The following is a 17,826-nucleotide window of genomic DNA, read 5'->3' on the forward strand; positions in this document are numbered from 1 at the left end:
GCCCCACGCTAATGGCGTCGCTCGCGTGCTACCGCCCGGTCGTCCCGTCGATCAGCTCGCGCAGGATGTCGGCGTGGCCGGCGTGGCGTGCGGTCTCCTCGAGGAGGTGCATCAGCACCCAACGGAGGGTCACGGGTCGGTCGTCGCCGTCCATGTCGCGGCACATGTCGTCGAGCCCGGAGTCGTCGACGATCGCGTCGACGCGCGTCCACGTCGTGCGGTAGTCGTCGATCGCGGCCTCGAGGCCGGTGTCGGTCCGGATCGCGTCGATCGGCTGCCCCGCGAAGCGATGGACGACCCAGAGCGTCTCCGCGTACGCGAGGTGCTGGACGAGCCACAGCAGCGTCGTGCCGCTGTCGACGAGCCGGCGACGCGCGGCGTCGTCGTCGAGACCGTCCACCTTCCGCACCACCGAGTCGCGCTGGAACTGCAGGAGCGCGCGCAGCGTGGTGCGCTCGTCCGCGACGAGCTTCGGGGGCTTGCGATCGGCCATGGGTCGGCACGCTATTCGCTTGTACCGTTGCGCCCCCATGACGACGCGCGACTGGCTGGAGTGGCACCGCCCGTACGACGAGGACGGGTCGCCGTTGCAGCGCCGTCTCGCGATCGTGCAGCACCGGCTGCGTGACGCGCTCGACGCGTGCCCGCCTGGTCCGGTCCGTGTCATCAGCATGTGCGCGGGACAGGGGCGCGACGTCGTCGGCACGCTCGACGGTCACGCGCGACGTGGCGATGTCTCGGCGCTGCTCGTCGAGCTCGACGCGCGCAACGTCGCGTTCGCGCGCGGGGCCGCTCGTGCGGCCGGTCTCGACGGCGTGCGCGTCGTGTGTGGTGACGCGTCGACGACGGCCGCGTACGTCGACGCCGTCCCCGCCGACGTGGTGCTCGCGTGCGGCATCTTCGGCAACGTGTCCGACGAGGACGTCGCCCGGACGGTCGCGATGCTGCCGGCGTTGTGTGCGCCCGCCGCGACCGTCATCTGGACGCGGCACCGCAAGCCCCCGGACCTGACCGTGTCGATCCGTGAGTGGTTCGTCGACGCGGGGTTCGAGGAGGTCGCGTTCGACACGACGCCCGACACGTTCCTCGGTGTGGGGACGGCGCGGTTGACGGCCGAGCCGCACACGTACGTCCCCGGCGCCCGCATGTTCAGCTTCGTCGGCGACGGCTCCCTGGGGAACTGCTGACAGAGCCGGTGCACCACTCCATCGCGATGCGACCGTCGTGCTCGTCGGCCACCCCGAAGCCGAGCCGTTCGTACAGCGCGCGTGCGCGGACGTTGATCGCAAAGACGTGCAGTCGCACCGGCCGGGCGTCCTGCTGCCGCGCCGGCTTTCCTGACGCGCATTGACATCCGAACATATGTTCGCTATCATTCAGGCATGTTCGATCAGGGCGGGGTCGGGCACGCGGCGGAGACGTTCGATCAGTCCGAGTTGTTGGCGCGTCTGCGCGGGTGCTCGACGGAGGAGTTGAAGGTCGCGTTCGGGCAGTTGGACGCGTTGGAGAACGCGGTCCGAGTGCAGCGTCTGTTCGTGCTCGCGGTGTTGGACGAGCGCGAGGCCGGTGCGGACGACGGCGCGCTGGACACCGAGGCCTGGGTCGCGGCGCAGTCGTTGGTCACGCGTCCGCATGCGGTGCAGCAGGTCGCGACCGCCCGCGGGTTGAAGGAGCTCCCCCACGTCGCCGAGGTGGCGGCGCGCGGCGAGCTGAGCTGGGATCAGCTGGTGCCGTTGGCGGAGATCGCCGACGCAACGAGCGACGAGTGGTGGGCTGCACATGGGCGCGGCTATTCGCCCGCGCAGCTCGGCTATCGGGCGCGCGTGAGGCGCACGGCGCGCAACGAAGAGGACGTGGCGCGCGAGCGGCAGCGGTCGTTGGTGTGGTGGTTCGACGCGCGGATCAAGATGCTGCGGCTGAAGGGCCGGCTCACTGCGGAGCAGGATGAGCGGCTGACGCGGGCGTTGGAACGGATCGTCGAGCGCGACCCCGTCGGCCCGGACGGCAGTGTCGAGTCGTGGGAGCAGCGGTACGCGGACGCGCTCGCGGACCTCGCGGGGATGAACCTGGCCGCGGACAGCGACATGGATCGGGCGTGCGTCGTCGTGCACGTGGAGCACGACACCGCGACCGGCTTCGTCGGTGAACACGACGAGCCGTTGTCGCCGGAAATGTGTCGTCGGCTGGGCTGCGACGCGTGGATCCAGGTGTTGATCCGCGACGCGTTCGGCAACCCCGTCGGCCTGAGTGCCCGACAGCGAACGGTGTCTCCCGCGTTGGCGCGCGTGTTGCGCCATCGGGACCGGACGTGCCGGTTCCCGGGGTGCACGCGCACGTGGGGGCTGCACGCACATCACATGGTGCACTACGAGCACGGTGGGCCGACCGAGGCGGGGAACCTGCTGATGCTCTGCCCCCGCCATCACCGTTGGGTGCACGAACACGGCTGGCGAGCGCGCGGCGATCCGAACCGCGCCGACGGGCTGGTGTTCCGACGACCCGACGCGCGCATCTACGCGCCCGGCCCACCACCCCTCGACCCGACCACCCGGCACCGCGTGTTCGCGGCGTAGCGCGGCGCGCGGCTCAGAGAAGATCGGGTACGCCGGCGAGGTCGGGCAGGACGGCGACGACGCGGTCGTCCGCATGCTCGGGCGCGCCCGGGTCGTCCCAGTGGCCCTCGCGGCGCAGGTACACGGCGGACATGCCGACCGCGTGGGGGCCCTCGACGTCGGGGCCCCAGCTGTCGCCGACGAACAACGTCTCCGACGCGTCCGCTCCGACCTCCTGGAGCGCGCGTCGGAAGATGCGCGGGTGCGGCTTGCGCGCGCCGGCCCAGGCGGACGAGACCTGCGCGTCGAAGTACTGCGTGAGGCCGGCGTCGTCGACGGCTTCCGCGAGGTCCCAGTCCCAGTTCGAGCAGATGGCGAGGCGCAGGCCGCGCTCGCGCAGCGCGGCGAGCGTGCCCGGTACCTCGGGATACGCCTCGAGCACGCGCTGGGTCGCGCCGGCGCGCAGCTTCTCGACGATCGACTCGTACTCGTCGGGATGGACGTCGGTCTCGGCGAGCATCCCGAGCGTCCGCTCACGCTGCCAGGCGACGTAGTGGTCGCGGCTGCGCGAGTGCTCGAGGTGCTCGACCCCGTCCATCCCGTCGTTGAACCAGCGCCGCTGGGTCTCGGCCGGGAGCGTGTAGCCGTGCTCGGCGAGTACCTCCTCGGCGGAACGCCACTGGGTCGCGCGCGCGAGCGTCCCGTAGAAGTCGAGCAGGACGGCCCGGAACGGCATGGTCGGATCCTCGCGCGCTGGGTACGGTCGCCCCGTGATGGGGGCCCGCGCGGTCGCCGTGGTGCTCGCGTCGACGACGCTCGGAACGCTGCTGGCGGCGTGCGGGTCGGGTCCGTCCGGGGCGGGCACCTCTCCCCGGTCCCGCCCGACGACCAACCGGGAGGCCCCGATGACGATGACGCTGTCGAGCGCCCTGTTCGCCGACGACGCCATGATCCCGACCCGCTCGACGTGCGACGGCGAAGACGTGTCGCCCCCGCTGACGTGGGACGGTGTTCCCGCAGGCGCGGCCGAGCTCGCCCTCACGATGGTGGACCCCGACGCGCCCGGCGGGACGTTCGTGCACTGGGTCGTGTGGGGCATCGACCCGGCGACGCACGAGCTCGACGAGGGTGTCCTGCCCGACGGCGTCCACCAGGGCCGGACGGGCTTCGGCAAGACCGGCTACGGCGGCCCGTGTCCACCGAAGGGCGACAAGGCGCACCGCTACGTCTTCACGATCTACGCCCTCTCGTCGCCGGTCGCGCTCGCCGACGGCGCGTCGATCGACGACCTCCGCTCGAACATGGACGGGAAGGTCCTCGCCGAGGGGACGCTCGTCGGCCGGTACGGGCGTTAGCGCCCGCGGAAGGCGTCGAGCAGCGCGTCGAGGTCGAGCTCCGCGTCGCGCGTCTGCAGCCCGACCGCCAGCGCGTCGTCGAAGCGGGCGTCGAGGTCGGGGTCGGCGACCGTTGCCGCGAACGCGGCGCGCTCCGCGGCGAGCCCGTCCTCGAACGACGCCGCGCCGGCATCGACGGCCTGCTTCGCGAGACGGATTGCGTGTGGTGGGAACGACGCGATGCGGCGCGCGAGCGCGTCGACGAACGGACCGATCTCGTCCGCAGGGAGCGCGCGGTTGACCCAGCCGTAGCGTTCCGCCATGAGCGCGTCGAAGTCCGCGCACCCAGTAACGATCTCGAGCGCGCGTGCGCGACCCACGAGCCGTGCGAGCCGCTGCGTCCCGCCCGCGCCGGGGATGATCCCGAGCGCGACCTCCGGCTGGCTCAACACCGCGCGACCGATCGCCGCGAACCGCAGGTCGAGCGCGAGCACGAGCTCGCTCCCGCCACCACGGGCGCGACCCTCGAGCTGCGCGATCGTCACCTTGTCGAGCGTCCGCCACCGCTCCATGAAGCCGTGGATGCCCCGCATGGCCTCGGTCGCGGTCGCCGCGTCGCGCGGTAGCCCGCGGATCATCGCGAGGTCCGCGTGCGCGACGAAGTACTCCGGATCCGCGCTCCGGAACACGACGACGCGCAGCCCGTCGTCGGCGGCCAGCTCGGCCTGCAGGCCGTTCAGGTCGGTGACGAGCGCCGCGTCCAGCAGGTTCATCGGCGGGTGGTCGATCGTGACGACGGCGATCCCGCCGTCGCGATCGATGCGCAGCGTCGTGTACGGCTCCGGCATGGTCGCAGGCTCGCACGTGACACGCGGCGCCGTCACTACAGTCGGCCGTCGCCGGTGACGACACTGGGGCGTGGAGATGGACGATCGGCGCTTGCGACTGGTGCTCGTCGCGGTCGGGCTCTCGCAGATCTGCGTGACGCTCGACTACTGGTCGCTCTCGGTCGCGCTGCCGCCGATGTCGCACGACCTGCACGTCTCGACCACCGACCTGCAGTGGGCCATCAGCGGGTACGTCCTCGCCTTCGCCGCGGCGCTCATCGCGGCGGGACGGCTCGGTGACATCTTCGGCCGCCGGCGCATGCTGATCGGCGGTGCCGCCGTGTTCGGCGCCGCGTCCGCAGTGTGCGGGCTGTCGAACGGCGTCGGGCTGCTCGTCGGCGCCCGGGCCGTCCAGGGCATCGGCGCGGCCGCGCTGTTCCCCGCGAGCATGGCCGTGCTCGTCGACGCGTTCCCCGCCGATCGGCAGGCGCGCGCGATCGGGATCATCGTGGGCATCTCGGGGATCGGCATGGCGCTCGGCCCGTTCGTCGGCGGGGTGCTCACCGAGACGCTGAGCTGGCGGTGGATCTTCTTCCTGAACGTTCCCGTCGCCGCGGGCGCGATCGCGCTCGTGACGACGTTCGTGTGCGAGTCGCGTGACGAGACCGCGTCGCGTCACGTCGACCTTCCCGGTCTGCTGACGGTCAGCGGCGGCATCGTCGCGCTGACGCTCGCGATCGACCGCGGTCCGGGCTGGGGATGGGGATCGGTGCGCATCGTCGGTCTCCTGGTCGCGTCGGCCGTGTTGCTCGTCGGCTTCGTCGTCCTGGAGCACCGTGTGCGCGCGCCGCTCGTACCCCCCGCGCTGCTCCGGAACCGCCCGCTGATGGTGATGTCGGGCGCCGGGCTCGCCGGGAACTTCACGTTCGCGCTCGCCGTCTTCTGCGTGACCTTGTTCTTGCAGCAGGTGCGCGGCGTGTCCGTGATGGTTGCCGGCGTCCTGTTCCTGCCCCTCTCGATCGGCGCCGCCATCGGCGGTCCGCTGTCCGGGAAGCTGAGCCAGCGCCACGAGTTGCGGACGCTCATGGGTGCCGGCCTGCTCCTGTCCGCGCCCGGGTTCGCCGTGTTCTCCGCGTCGACGGGATGGCCGACCTACTTCGTCGGCGCGTCGCTGGTCGGCCTGGGCCTGGGTCTCGCCTACGCGGCCACCAACTCGGGCACGCTCGCCGTCGTTCCCGCGGCCGAGTCCGGCGCGGCATCGGGGTTCGTGACGACCGCGCTGCTCGTCGGGGCCGCGCTCGCGACGACGCTCACCGCGACGCTCATCGAGCAGCTGCAGCACGGCCACGGTGCGCACGCCGAGGGACTCGCCATCGAGGGCGTCCTGCGCGTCGGCGTCGTCGTCGCGCTGCTCGGCGCGGCCGTGCTCCCGCTCGCGCGCGAGCGAGCGAGAGCTACGCGTCCGGAGGTCGCTGCGACGTGAGCGGCTCGAGCCCCGCGAGCGCGCGGGCGGCACGCAACGCGAGCGCGACGATCGTGAGCGTCGGTCCGTAACCCGTCGACGTCGGGAACACCGACGAGTCGGCGACGAGCACGTTGTCGACGTCGTGCAGGCGCTGCCAACGGTCGCACACGCTCGTGGTCGGATCGTCACCCATGCGCGCGGTCCCCATCACGTGACGCGACGCCGGCGCCATGAAGTCGGTGTCCGCGCCGGGCTCGCCCACGAGCGGCGGCGACGTGACGCTGAACGCATGCGTCGCGCCCGCCTCCTTCATGACCCGCTCGAGCAACGGCGCCCAGTGTCGTGACGCGGCGATCTCGTGACGATGGGGCCGGTACGTCACGCGCCCGGCGGGGAACCCCCACACGTCGCGCACGGCCGGGTCGAGGTCGACGCGGTTCGTCGCCTGGGGCATGTCCTCGCCCTGGACGGTGAACGCGCCCATGTGGTCGCGCATCGCCGAGTGCAGCATCGCGGCGCTGTGGTGACGGCCCGCGCCGGTGTGGATCGCCTCCATCAGCGGTAACGACGCACCGCCGTGCTCGACGATCCCGCCCCGGAAGTAGGGCAGCCCGGCGGCGCGCGCTGCGGCGAGCGCGTCGTCGTCGGGGACGAGGAAGTCGTCGTGCAGGTGCGTCACCGCGCGCCCGCGGTAGGCGTGCAGGCGGAACGGGAAGATGCCGAGCGTGAACGTCTGGAAGTGGTACATGAGGTACCGGCCGACGAGGCCCGAGGAGTTCCCGATCTCGGAGCGCAGCAACAAGCGCGGGGTCTCGAACGCGCCGCACGCCAGCACGACGTGGCGGGCCCGGATCTCGTGCGTCGTGCCCTCGACGTCGCGGTAGCGCACGCCGCGCGCCTGCCTGCCGCTCGGGTCGAGCACGACGTCGACGACGTACGATTCCGGCCGCACGTCGAGACGTCCGGTCCGCAGCGCGTTGCGCAGCGGTGCGATCGGGTCGCCCTTCGCCTCGATCGGACAGCCGTAGTACGCGCAGAACCCGCAGTTGTTGCACGCCGGACGCCCGTCGTACTCGACGCTGTTCGCGCCGGTCGGCGCGCGGTAGGGGTGCAGGCCGAGCTTCGTCGCGGCGGCGCCAGTCAGCACGGCGACGAACATGTCGGGACCGGGCGGCATCGGGTACGGGCCGGATCGCCACGACGCGAACGGGTTCGCGGTGTGGTCGCCCGCCACGCCGATCAGCCGCTCCGCGGCCGCGTAGTACGCCTCCATCTCGTCGTAGTCGACCGGCCAGTCCACGAGATCGGCACCGTCGATCGGGCCGAGCTCCGACCGCGCGTGGAAGTCGACCTCGCGGAAGCGGGGCAGCTTCCCGTCGGCGTGGAAGCCGCCGCCGCCGAGCGTGGACGGGAGGTTGTTGACCTCGCCGACCATCAGCCGATCGCCGTCGTCGTCGGCGCGGCGGTACGTGCGCGGCTCGAGCAGGGGGTCGGGTCCGAGGAACCAGCGGCGCGTGAACTTGATCTCGTCGTTCGTGATCTCGCCCTTGCCGCCGAACGGCGGATCGAGGTGCAACAGGTGGTTGGCGCCCTTCTCGAGCATCACGACGGACCACCCCGCCGACGTCAACACGTCGGCGACCGTCGACCCCGCAGGACCCGACCCGACGATGACCGCGTCGCAGTCGTGATCACTCACGGCCCGAGACCTCCTCGTCGGTGTAGCCGCGCGGTTGCACGTCGCCCGGGAAGCCGATCGCCGCCCACACCGACCCGTCGCGGTTTCCCCCGTACTCGGGCGCGCCGTACGCGCCCTCGCACGCGTGCTCGTACAGCAGGTGACGGAATCCGGGCACCGCGGCGAGACGGCGGTCCTGCTCGTCGCCGTCGACCTCGCAGAAGTCGTCGCCGAGCGCGGCGATCCCGTCTCGGTAGCGCTGCTGCCACCCGACGACGGGTCCGTTGAACTCGCGCTCCGCGATCCCGTTCGAGCCCTCGATGCGTGTCCGCCACGCGAGCTCCTGCAGCCGCGTGAGCGGCGTGAAGCGCGCGAACGACGGTTCGCCGCCGTGTCGGCCCGAGAACGGGCCGCCCGCGAAGATGCGGGGCGGGTCGAACGTGAACGCGCCGAGCAGCCCGTCGACGTAGTCGGTCACGCCGGCCGCGACCGCGCCCGGGTGCTCGCCTTCGGCGGGGATCAGCCGGTCGAGCGCGGCGCGGACGACCGCGTACGACTGCTCGTCGAACCAGACAGGCACTACTCGGCGCGCAGCTCGTAGTTGCCGAGCTCGTCGAGACGGGCCCGCCACGCGGGCGGCACGACGACGACCGTGAACGGCTCCTCGACGAGCGCCGGGCCGTGCACCTCCGCACCAGGACCGAGCGCGGCGCCGTCGTACACGGGGGTGTCGACGAACTCGACGCCGAAGTACGCAGGTCGCGTCCCGCGACGCGCGCGCTCGACATCGGCGACGTCACCGGTCTCGCCGAGGTGCGACGGCTTCGGCGTCGCACCTCGCGCGACCAGGCGCACGCCCCGCAGGACCGGCTGCTGGTTGCGGAAGCAGAACCCGCGGTCGGCCTCGTGCTCGTCGTGGAAGCGCTCCATCAGGTCGAGCAGGCCGGGCTCGTCGAGCGAGGTGCCCTCGGGGACCGGCACGCTCATGTCGAAGTTCTGGCCCGGGTAGCACATCTGCGCGTACAGCGCGACCTCGACCTGGCTCTCCGGCAAACCGGTCGGTTCGAGCTCCTTGCGGGCCTCGTCGCTCAGCTCCGTCATCAACCCGCGCAGCCGGCCCAGGTCGACCTGCGACAGCGGCACGACGTACGCGCGCACGATGTCGACGACGTAGTCGGCGACGAGCACGCCGAGCGCCGAGAACGCGGGTGCCGCCTTCGGCACGAGGATGCGGTCCACGCCGAGCTCGTTCGCGATCGCCCACGCGTGCACCGCGCCGTTGCCGCCGTACGCGATGACGGCGAGGTCGCGCGGGTCGGCGCCGTGCCCCGCGAGGACCTTGCGCGTCGCGTTGGCCATGTTCGCGTTGACGATCCGCTCGATGCCCCACGCGGCCTCGACGACGTCGAGCGCGAGCGGCTCCGCGACGTCACGCCGGATCGCCTCACGCGCCCCGTCGACGTCGAGACGCATCCGTCCGCCGGCGAACCCGTCGACCGGGAGGTACCCGAGCACGGCGTCGGCGTCGGTCACCGTCGGGCGCGTGCCACCGCGGCCGTAGCAGACGGGCCCGGGCTGCGATCCCGCGCTCTCGGGGCCGACGAGCAGCGCGCCCTGCCGCACCCGCGCGATCGAACCGCCGCCTGCGCCGACGCTCTGCACGTCGACCATCGGCATCCCGATGTAGTAGCGGTACCGCCAGTTCCAGTCGGTCTTGATCTCGGGCTTGCCGTGGCGGACGAGGCAGAGATCGAAGCTCGTGCCGCCCATGTCGACCGCGACGAACCGGTCGACGCCGACCTTCGACGCCGCGAGCGTCGCACCCATCACGCCACCGGTCGGACCCGACGCGAGCAACGACACCGCGCGCCGCGAGACGTAGTCGGGCGGCATCACACCACCGGTCGACTGCATGATGAGCAGCTGCCCCGCGTAGCCCGCGGCACGCAGCTTCTCGGTCAGGCGCTGCACGTACGACTGGATGCGCGGCGCCACATACGCGTTGACGAGCGTCGTCGACGTCCGCTCGAACTCGGGCCCGCGCGGCATCACCTCGTGCGAGAGCGAGACGTGCTCGACGTCGGGGAACTCCTCGCGGATGATCTCCGCGGCGCGGCGCTCGTGCGCGGGGTTGACGAAGCTGAACAGGAACATCACCGCGATCGAGCGCACGCCGAGCCGCTGGAGCCGCTGGACCCCGCGGCGCACGGCGTCCTCGTCGAGCGGCATGAGGACCTCGCCCTCGAAGCTCATTCGCTCCGGGATCGGGATCCGCGCGCGGCGGCGCGCGATCGGCTCGGGCGGCGGGTACGTCGGGTCCCAGATCTCCTCCTTGTGGACCCGGCGCATCTCGATCTCGTCGCGGTGACCCTCGGTGACGAGCAGCCCGGTGGGCGCACCGTTCATCTCGATCATCGTGTTGTCGGCCGTCGTCGTCCCGTGCACGACGATGTCGAGCTCCCGGCACAGCTCGGTGAGCGACACGCCGAATCGCTCCGCCAGCTGCGTCAGCCCGTTCATGACGCCGATCGACTGGTCCTCGGGCGTCGTCGGCGTCTTGTCGAGCACGACCTCACCCGCGGGAGTCACGCAGATGAGGTCGGTGAACGTCCCGCCGACGTCGATGCCAACGCGATATCCATGGTCGCGCTCGCTGCGGCCCGGGATACCCGGGCCGCGGTCGCTCGCCGCTCCGATCCGGCTCACGAATGTGTCCGCCGCTGTGTTCGGACCTCCCGAGTCGCGTCCTCGTCGACCGCGAGCGTGAGGTCGTCGAGCGAGCCGGTCAGCACGACGCCGTAGTCGCGCGTGGCGCCCTCGACGCTCACGTACTCGTCGAGGACGTCGTCGAGCACGGCCTGCGGGTCGCGGTCGAGCGGATCGCCCCAACCGCCGCCGCCGCCGTAGTCGTACATGATCCGCTGGCCGGCGCTGATCGGCACCCAGTCCGCGGTGTGCTGCACGACGAACGGGTCGTCGGAGCCGTAGCGGATCACCATCTTGTTCGGCTCGCCGGGGTCGCCGCCGCAGATCCCAGGCATCGGGTACTTCATGCCGACGACGTACGTGTAGACCTTCGCGTCGACGAGCACCTCCTTCTCGTAGTGGCTGCCGCACAGGCCGCGCCACTGGCCCGCACCGCCCGAGTCCGTGCGGTAGTCCCGGCTCCACTGGACGTGCGGGTAGAGGCTCTCGTTGATCTCGGCGGTCGCCTTCCACAGGTTGCCGAAGCTCGCGTTCTGCGCACCCCACGCGTCCATGCCCTTCGCCGCATTGCACCAGCCCGCGTAGACCTCGGCCGAATGGTCGGTGAACGTCGCGCCGGTGCGCGGGTCCTGGCCGACGATGATCGTCGGGATGCCCGTCTTGTAGGTCTGGGGCACGGCCTTGTCCGGCAGGACGTGCTGCATCGCGACCGCGATCACCTCGCCGACGTCCGCGCCCGGGTGGTGCGTGCCCGCGCTCACCGGCTTGTTCGGGTGCGGGTTGAGCACGCACCCCTTCGGCACGACGAGCTTGATCTGGTCGAAGAAGCCCTCGTTCTTCGGGATCTCGGGGTCCATCATCGAGGCGATCTGCCCGATCGTGTAGCCGCGCGTGTTGCCGAACGTCGACCACGCCTGGATCTCCTGGCGCGTGTCGCTGCCCGTGTAGTCGATCGTCAGGTCGTCGCCGTCGACCGTGATCTTCACGTGCAGGTGGATGTCGGGATTGCCGAGCGGGTCGTGGTCGACGTACGCGTCGGCTTCGTACACGCCGTCGGGCCACTCGGCGACCTCCTCGCGGAAGCGCTTCGCGGCGTAGTCGATCATGTGGTCGACGGACTCCTCGACGCCCTGCCTGCCGTACGCGTCGATCACCTCGCTCAGGCGACGGACGCCGAGCTGCGCCGCGCCGATCTGCGCGCGCAGGTCGCCGATGTAGTCGGGGAGGCGGTTGTTCGCCTGCAGCGCGTACAGCACGTCGCGCCGCTCGACGCCGCGGTCGATCACCTTCACGGCCGGCCACCGGACGCCCTCGCCCCAGATGTCGCCCGCGGTGACGTTGTAACCGCCGGGCACACCACCGCCGGTGTCGCCGTGGTGGCACTGGATGCTCGCGATGAGCACCATGCGCCGGTTGCCGTCGGCGTCGTCCGCGAAGACGGGTGCGAAGACGTTGTAGTCGGGGAGGTGCCCGCCGCCGTGGTACGGGTCGTTGGCGACGAACACGTCGCCCTCGCGGAACTCGTCCGCGCCGAGGAACTCGAGCGCGAAGCGCACGGGCAACGTCGACGTCAGCATGAACTGCGGGATGCCGACCGACAGCGCCGCGAGCCGTCCCTTGGCGTCGAGGATCGTCGCGTTGCGCTCGTTGCTCTGGTTGAGGATCGGTGTGGTCGCGGTGCGGCTGACGTAGGTCGCCATCTCGAAGCAGATGGTCTCCATCGCGCCGCGCACGACCTCGGCGGTCACCTGGTCGACGGTGGGGCGCTCGCTCAGGCGACCCCGGTGGCCGGCGAGCTGGACGAGGTCGACGTGGGTCATCGCTGCCTCCGGGTCACGCGGGTCACGGCTGAAGCTGACACGTGCGTCACCTCAAGCGTACACCGGCCCGGTGGGCCGGTCCCCGGCTGACACGGCCGTCGGGCCGCCGTACATTCGAAGCGGCCGCGGGGAGCAACCGGAGGTGTGCCGTGTCCGAGCACCGGGAGTTCGTCGACGTTCGCGGGTCTCGTGCCGAGACGGAGGGCGCGTTGCCCGTCGACGAGTTCATGGCCGGGCTCGAGGCGCTGCAGGCCGAGATCGCGACCGAGAAGAACCTCGTGTGGGAGCGCGTCGCCGACGGGACCCTGTCGATGGAGCTCCTGAAGCGGCTCGCCAAGGAGTACTACTTCCTCGGCAAGTGGTACACGACCGAGTTCGGCTCGATCGTGTCGAACGCGCCGGACGTCGACGCGCTCGACCTCGGCACGAGCGAGCACTTCCAGCACTGGCTGCAGAACCTCGCCGACGAGACCGGCTTCGCGGGCGACCGGAACCATGTCGACATGAAGATCGAGTGGGCCCGGCAGCTCGGCATCAGCGACGACGAGCTGCTGTCGTACCGCGCGATGCCGGAGTCGATCGGCTCGGTGTTCACGACGCTCTTCTACATGCGTCGCTCGTACGAGGAGGGCCTCGCCGCGTTCGGCTGGGCGGGGGAGCGCTTCGCCGCGTCGACCGGGTACGCGAAGAAGATGTACGAGGGGATGCGCGAGCACTACGGCATCGACGTCGAGAACTTCAAGGTCCACGCGTACGCCGAGGAGGATCACGGCGCGGCCGCGGACTACCTGCTCCGGCAGGTCGCGATCACGGCCGGGCAGCAGCGCCGCATCCGACGCGCGGTGGAGCACGTGCTCGTGTGCCGCAACGCGCGCACGGTCGCGCTCAACCGCTGGCTCGACGAACCGGGCGCGCTGCGGGGCTGACGCGCGGCGCGGACGTCGAGGCGTCGCGCGTGCTATCGCCCGCCCCTACGACCCTCGATCTCGTCCTGCAGTGCGTAGAGGATCGGCAGGGTCCGGTGATCCTTCGGCCGGTTCGCGGTCTCCTTCGACCGGATGATGTCGGCGAGCGAGGCGACCTTCACGGCAACGCCGTCGATGTCGAAGTGCACCGCGTGTTCGACGAGGTCGTCGTAGCCGTTCGTCCCCGCCGGGACGAACGAGATGTCGAAGTCGCCGTAGCGCGTAGTGCAGTTCACCATCGCCATACGCGCGAGGAGCTCGGCGTCGCAGGCGAAGGCCAGTCCGTCGGGCTCTGTGTGCGCGCGCACTCGCGCGTCCATCTGCCGCAACGCCGCGGCGAGCCGTACCAGGTTCTCGTGCGACCGCTCGGGGCAGATGTCGGCGTCGTTCGTCAGCGCCGAAGATCCGTAGAGCACGCCGGCGAGCCCGCCGATCAAGACGTAGCGGACGTCGTGCTCGGCGAGCACGCGCAGCATTGCCTCGGGCTGGAGCGGCTCAGGCACTGGCTCGGTCGTGCCGTCGGGCGCTCGCGGCGAACCGCGACACGTGCTCGACGGTCCGGAGACGTTGCGCGGGCGTCATCGCGAGGTTGAGCGCGAGCTGGGTGCGGTCCTCGTCGTCGTGGCGCCGGAAGGTGAGGTCGGCCTCGAAGCCGCACGCCTGGAGGATGCGCCCGAGCGTGTCGACGCGCGGGATGTCGGCGCCGCGCTCCCACCGTGAGATCACCGACTGCTTGGTCCCCAGGCGGCGGGCCAGCTCCGCCTGGGTGATGCCCGCGTACCGGCGCGCGTCGCGGACCAGCGCGCCGGTGTCGACCCTGCTGAGGACCTGGCGTCCGGGACGGTCTGCTGCCATGCCGATAGCCTATCAGCTATCTCGACAGTACCGATGAGGTCTCTCTCAGGGGCCGGGTGCGAGGACGAGCGGGCCGAAGTTCCCTGCCGCGTCGACCGCCACGACGCCGACGTGCTGCGCGCCGGCCGGCAGCGTGATCGTCTGCGTGGTCCCCGCCGGTCCGGACGACAGCACGCCGAAGAACCCCTTCGACGACAGCACGAGGTATCCGAGCGCGCGCCCGTCGTACCAGTCGTCACCGGGCGCGGTGAAGGTCACCGTCCTGCCGGCGCGGCGCAGGTCGCGCAGCGTCCCGGGCGGGCGCGTGTCGACGCCGTAGCGGCCGGTGCGGTGCTCGTCGTGGTGGTACGTCCACCATTCGGAGTTCGCGCTCGCCCGGCCGGCCGTCTTCCAGTCGAACAGGTATCCCTCGCGTGTCACGACCACCACGTCGTTCGTCCCGCTCGCCGCGACGTCACCCGCGCTCGCGGACCACAGTGCCCAGCCACCCGTGAAGCGGGGGAACCCGGTCACGAGCGCGCCCGCGCCGTCGTGCGCGGACAGCGCCGACGAGTCGGTCGTGTCGACGACGTCGGGCTTGCCGTCGCCGTTCACGTCGGTCACGAGCGCGGCGCCGAGGAAGTCGAGGCCCTGCAAGGTGGTCGGGTAGCCGGCACGTGGCGCGCCGGTCGCGGCGTCGTACGCCGTGTCGAGGTTGTGGATCCCGAACCCCGACGACGGCACGAGCAGCGCGGCGGCCATCGAGCCCGCACTGGTCGCGGGTGCGACGAACGACAACGGCCCGCCGCCGACGCGGCCGAACACGCCGCTCGTCGTGAAGCTGATCGGTATGTCGACCGGCGTGACCGAGCCGGTCAACAGGCCCGCGCGGTTGCCGAGGATCGAGAGGAACGCGCTCGTCGCGGCGGCGTCCGAACCGTATGTCGTCATCAGCGTGCCGTTCCCGCCGAACAGGCGCGGCGGGGTGAAGACGGGCGCGGACTCGATCTCGTCGCGGCCGTCCCCGTTCACGTCGGCGGCGACGGGGACGTCGGAGCCCTCGGTGATGAACTCCTGCGCGGAGCCGTAGTACTCGAGCAGCCCGGGCATCGCGAGCGGCTGCCATCCCGCGACGGGCGTGCCGTTGGCGTGGTAGGCGAAGAGGTACGACGTGCCGCCGGGTTGGATGCCGTCACCGGTGATCGCGCTGTACTGGCTGCGCACGACGATCTCGGGACGGTGGTTGCCGTCGAGGTCCGCGATCGTCGCGGTCGCGTCGAGCTTGTTGTCGTTCACGATCGTCGTCCCGGCGGGCGGGGTGAAGCCCGCGGGCAACGTCACGTGCACCGGCCATCCGGGCAGCGGCTTCGCGTTCGCGTCCCACGCGTGCAGGTAGCCGTCCCAACCGGCCTGCACGACGTCGAGGTGCCCGTCGCCGTTGAGGTCGTCCAGCACGGGCGACGCGGTCGCGCCCTGCACGGGCAGGCGCGTGTGCGGGAGCGCGGGACGCGGGATCGGCGGCGGTACGACGCCGTGGTTCATCGTCAGCGGCCACCCCGGTCGTCGATGGCCGGTGGAGTCGAAGACGTAGACCTTGCCCGCCGTCGACGTCGCGACGACCCAGAGGTGTCCGTCGTGGTCGAGGTCGCCGACCGCGACGCTGGCGACGATCGACTCGTGGCCCGGGTCGATGCCCGCGTGGGTCTTCGTCACGACGGTCGGGTCCGTGCGCGCGGGCCAGCCGGGGAGCTCGTGTCCCGTCGTCGGGTCGATCGCGTGGACCCGTCCGTCGGCGTCACCGAACACCGCGGCCAGGTGACCGGTTCCCTGGAGGTCGACGAGCGCAGTCTGCGATTCGCCTCCGATGCCGAACCGGAGGGGCGCCCCCGTCCGCAGCGCGGGGTCGTGGTGCACCGCGATCGTGCGCCGGTCCTCGCCGACACGACCGTGCGCGTCCGTCACGCGGAGACGGATCGTCACCGTGTACTGCTCGGTGGCCTCCAGCGACTTGGTGTGCGACTCCTGGTACGGGGCGTTCCAGAACGACGGCGGGATCTTCGACAGGTCGAGCGTGCCGAGGGTCGTGTCGCGCGGCGTCGTGCCCGTACCCGTCCCGGCGGTGACGAACTGTGACTCGGTTGGTTGCGCGCCCGGCGCGAACTGCAGCGTCCACGAGTAGCCGGTGGAACGTTTCGCCTCCACGTGGCCCTGCACCGGGACGCGGGACGTCACCGTCGGGTCGTAGATCGAGTACCAGTCGGGCGACGTGATCCAGCCGACGGGCGGGATGTCGTCCGTCGAGATCGCCTGCATCGCGCGGTGGACGTTGGGCCGGCCGTAGCCGTACTGGAGGTCCCATCCGGGCGCGCCCGGCCACCGCAGCGTCGGGTCGTCGATGTCGGACGCCGTCGCGCGCAGCACCTGCACGACCTCGGGACCGCTCAGCGCGCCGTGGATCAGACCCTGGTCGGACGCGACGCGTCCGTACGACGACACGAGCGCGGCCGCGCCGCCGATCGTCGGTGTCGACTCCGACGTGCTCCCGCCCTGGGTCGGCACCGAGAACATGTTGTGCGTCCCGAACGACGTGAGGTCGGAGCGTTCGCGGAAGTTCGTCGTGAGCGCGTTCGCCGCGGTGCCCGGCACGCCCGCCGAGCTCGACAGGATGCCGTTGCCGGGCAGCACGTGCGGCCAGAACATGCCGCCCTGATGGTCGGTCGAGTCGAAGTCGTTCGACGACTCGGCCATGATCACGCCCTTGCGCCACAGCGCCTCGACGGTCTGGCGCATGAAGCTCGAGTAGCCGAGGTCCGCGGTGACCGAGACGATCACGGACGCGCCGGAGTCCGCCGCGAACCACCACGCCTGGGCGAGGTCGTCGGTGCGGTCGAGCGCCTCGGCGCCGGCCTTGATCGGCAGGATCATGCAGCCGGGGCAGACACCCGCGCCTTCGAAGCCGTTGTTCGTCTGCGCGGCCGCCTGCCGCATCTGGTTGTCGGAGTGGCCGTAGGCGCTGTCGTACGTCGCGGGGTCGTTCTGGTTGTCGTAGAAGTCCCACCCGGAGATGTCGTCGACGTAGCCGTCGTGGTCGTCGTCCTTGCCGTTCGAGAACGCGACGATCAGGTCCTCGGGGTCGAGGTAGCCGTTGCCGTTCGTGTCGTGCACGCGCGGGTCGTGCGCATAGTCCTCGACGTTGAACACGCCGTCGTGGTTGGCGTCGTAGGTCGTCGACCCGTACGGCAGCGGGAGCTCGCCCTTGTTCAGGTAGACCTTGTCGACGAGGTCGCGGGCGTCGGGCGAGTGCCAGTTGATGCCGCCCTCGACGTACGCGATGACCGTGTCGGGACGCCCCGTCGTGTAGTCGCGCCACGCCGCGTCGGCCGACATGCCGGCGGCGTTCTCCGGGTCGTGCGCGGTCGCCTTCGCGCACTGCGGGATGAACGAGTACAGGTGGTACTGGTCCTCGTTGACGGAGTGCGTCAGGCAGTTCGCCGGGCTGCCCTCGGCCGGCGCGTAGCCCGGGTCGTTGGGCGCGGTCTGCGGGAAGTCGGCCAGCGCGATCCCCGTCCCCGCGACGATCGTCGCGACGACGGCGAGCACGACGACGAGCGTGCGCATCCGTGCCATGTGCCCCCTCCGTGACGA

General features: G+C 71.3%; 15 protein-coding genes. 5 read left to right on the forward strand and 10 right to left on the reverse strand.

The features are described from left to right. Window positions 1-28: 28 nt before the first annotated feature. Window positions 29-493, reverse strand: coding sequence for a DinB family protein (locus VFC33_04470; protein HZR12485.1), 465 nt, complete (start codon window positions 491-493; stop codon window positions 29-31). Between the two features lie 37 nt (window positions 494-530). Between VFC33_04470 and VFC33_04475 the strand changes: the two genes are divergently transcribed. Then, window positions 531-1,187 (forward strand): SAM-dependent methyltransferase, encoded by a 657-nt coding sequence (locus VFC33_04475; protein ID HZR12486.1) that lies wholly within the window; start codon window positions 531-533, stop codon window positions 1,185-1,187. A 195-nt stretch (window positions 1,188-1,382) separates the two neighbouring features. Then, window positions 1,383-2,573, forward strand: a complete 1,191-nt coding sequence (locus tag VFC33_04480) for a DUF222 domain-containing protein (protein ID HZR12487.1) — start codon at window positions 1,383-1,385, stop codon at window positions 2,571-2,573. Window positions 2,574-2,586: 13 nt separating this feature from the next. On the opposite strand, the gene VFC33_04485 is transcribed toward VFC33_04480, so the two are convergent. Then, complete coding sequence (locus VFC33_04485; GenBank protein HZR12488.1) at window positions 2,587-3,288, reverse strand: HAD family hydrolase; 702 nt, start codon at window positions 3,286-3,288, stop codon at window positions 2,587-2,589. Between the two features lie 37 nt (window positions 3,289-3,325). Between VFC33_04485 and VFC33_04490 the strand changes: the two genes are divergently transcribed. Further along, complete coding sequence (locus VFC33_04490) at window positions 3,326-3,907, forward strand: YbhB/YbcL family Raf kinase inhibitor-like protein (protein HZR12489.1); 582 nt, start codon at window positions 3,326-3,328, stop codon at window positions 3,905-3,907. Here VFC33_04490 and VFC33_04495 read toward each other — a convergent pair. Then, a complete protein-coding gene (locus tag VFC33_04495; GenBank protein ID HZR12490.1) occupies window positions 3,904-4,734 on the reverse strand; it encodes an enoyl-CoA hydratase/isomerase family protein in 831 nt (276 codons plus the stop codon). The two genes, VFC33_04490 and VFC33_04495, sit on opposite strands and share 4 nt — an antisense overlap. 100 nt (window positions 4,735-4,834) lie before the next feature. Here VFC33_04495 and VFC33_04500 point away from each other — a divergent pair, with 100 nt between their 5' ends. Next, window positions 4,835-6,196 carry an MFS transporter gene (locus tag VFC33_04500; GenBank protein ID HZR12491.1) on the forward strand — a complete coding sequence of 454 codons (1,362 nt, stop codon included), beginning with the start codon at window positions 4,835-4,837 and terminating at the stop codon, window positions 6,194-6,196. Here the strand turns inward: VFC33_04500 and VFC33_04505 are convergent. Genes VFC33_04505 through VFC33_04520 form a run of 4 tightly spaced genes read right to left on the reverse strand, consistent with a single transcriptional unit; the run spans window position 6,168 to window position 12,382 of the window. Then, a complete protein-coding gene (locus VFC33_04505) occupies window positions 6,168-7,877 on the reverse strand; it encodes a GMC family oxidoreductase (protein HZR12492.1) in 1,710 nt (569 codons plus the stop codon). The two genes, VFC33_04500 and VFC33_04505, sit on opposite strands and share 29 nt — an antisense overlap. Further along, complete coding sequence (locus VFC33_04510; protein HZR12493.1) at window positions 7,870-8,436, reverse strand: gluconate 2-dehydrogenase subunit 3 family protein; 567 nt, start codon at window positions 8,434-8,436, stop codon at window positions 7,870-7,872. The genes VFC33_04505 and VFC33_04510 overlap by 8 nt, the downstream gene beginning before the upstream one ends. Further along, window positions 8,436-10,562 (reverse strand): hydantoinase/oxoprolinase family protein, encoded by a 2,127-nt coding sequence (locus tag VFC33_04515; protein HZR12494.1) that lies wholly within the window; start codon window positions 10,560-10,562, stop codon window positions 8,436-8,438. The genes VFC33_04510 and VFC33_04515 overlap by 1 nt, the downstream gene beginning before the upstream one ends. After that, window positions 10,559-12,382 (reverse strand): hydantoinase B/oxoprolinase family protein, encoded by a 1,824-nt coding sequence (locus VFC33_04520; protein ID HZR12495.1) that lies wholly within the window; start codon window positions 12,380-12,382, stop codon window positions 10,559-10,561. The genes VFC33_04515 and VFC33_04520 overlap by 4 nt, the downstream gene beginning before the upstream one ends. A 149-nt stretch (window positions 12,383-12,531) precedes the next feature. Here VFC33_04520 and VFC33_04525 point away from each other — a divergent pair, with 149 nt between their 5' ends. Then, window positions 12,532-13,308 (forward strand): iron-containing redox enzyme family protein, encoded by a 777-nt coding sequence (locus tag VFC33_04525; protein ID HZR12496.1) that lies wholly within the window; start codon window positions 12,532-12,534, stop codon window positions 13,306-13,308. A 32-nt stretch (window positions 13,309-13,340) separates the two neighbouring features. Here the strand turns inward: VFC33_04525 and VFC33_04530 are convergent, their stop codons facing one another. Genes VFC33_04530 through VFC33_04540 form a run of 3 tightly spaced genes read right to left on the reverse strand, consistent with a single transcriptional unit; the run spans window position 13,341 to window position 17,808 of the window. After that, window positions 13,341-13,850 carry a hypothetical protein gene (locus VFC33_04530; protein ID HZR12497.1) on the reverse strand — a complete coding sequence of 170 codons (510 nt, stop codon included), beginning with the start codon at window positions 13,848-13,850 and terminating at the stop codon, window positions 13,341-13,343. Next, window positions 13,843-14,202, reverse strand: a complete 360-nt coding sequence (locus tag VFC33_04535) for a helix-turn-helix transcriptional regulator (GenBank protein ID HZR12498.1) — start codon at window positions 14,200-14,202, stop codon at window positions 13,843-13,845. The genes VFC33_04530 and VFC33_04535 overlap by 8 nt, the downstream gene beginning before the upstream one ends. Before the next feature lie 45 nt (window positions 14,203-14,247). Beyond that, window positions 14,248-17,808, reverse strand: coding sequence for a S8 family serine peptidase (locus tag VFC33_04540; GenBank protein HZR12499.1), 3,561 nt, complete (start codon window positions 17,806-17,808; stop codon window positions 14,248-14,250). Window positions 17,809-17,826 lie beyond the last annotated feature (18 nt).

This window comes from Acidimicrobiia bacterium, assembly GCA_035651955.1.
Classification (GTDB): Bacteria; Actinomycetota; Acidimicrobiia; order IMCC26256; family JAMXLJ01; genus JAMXLJ01.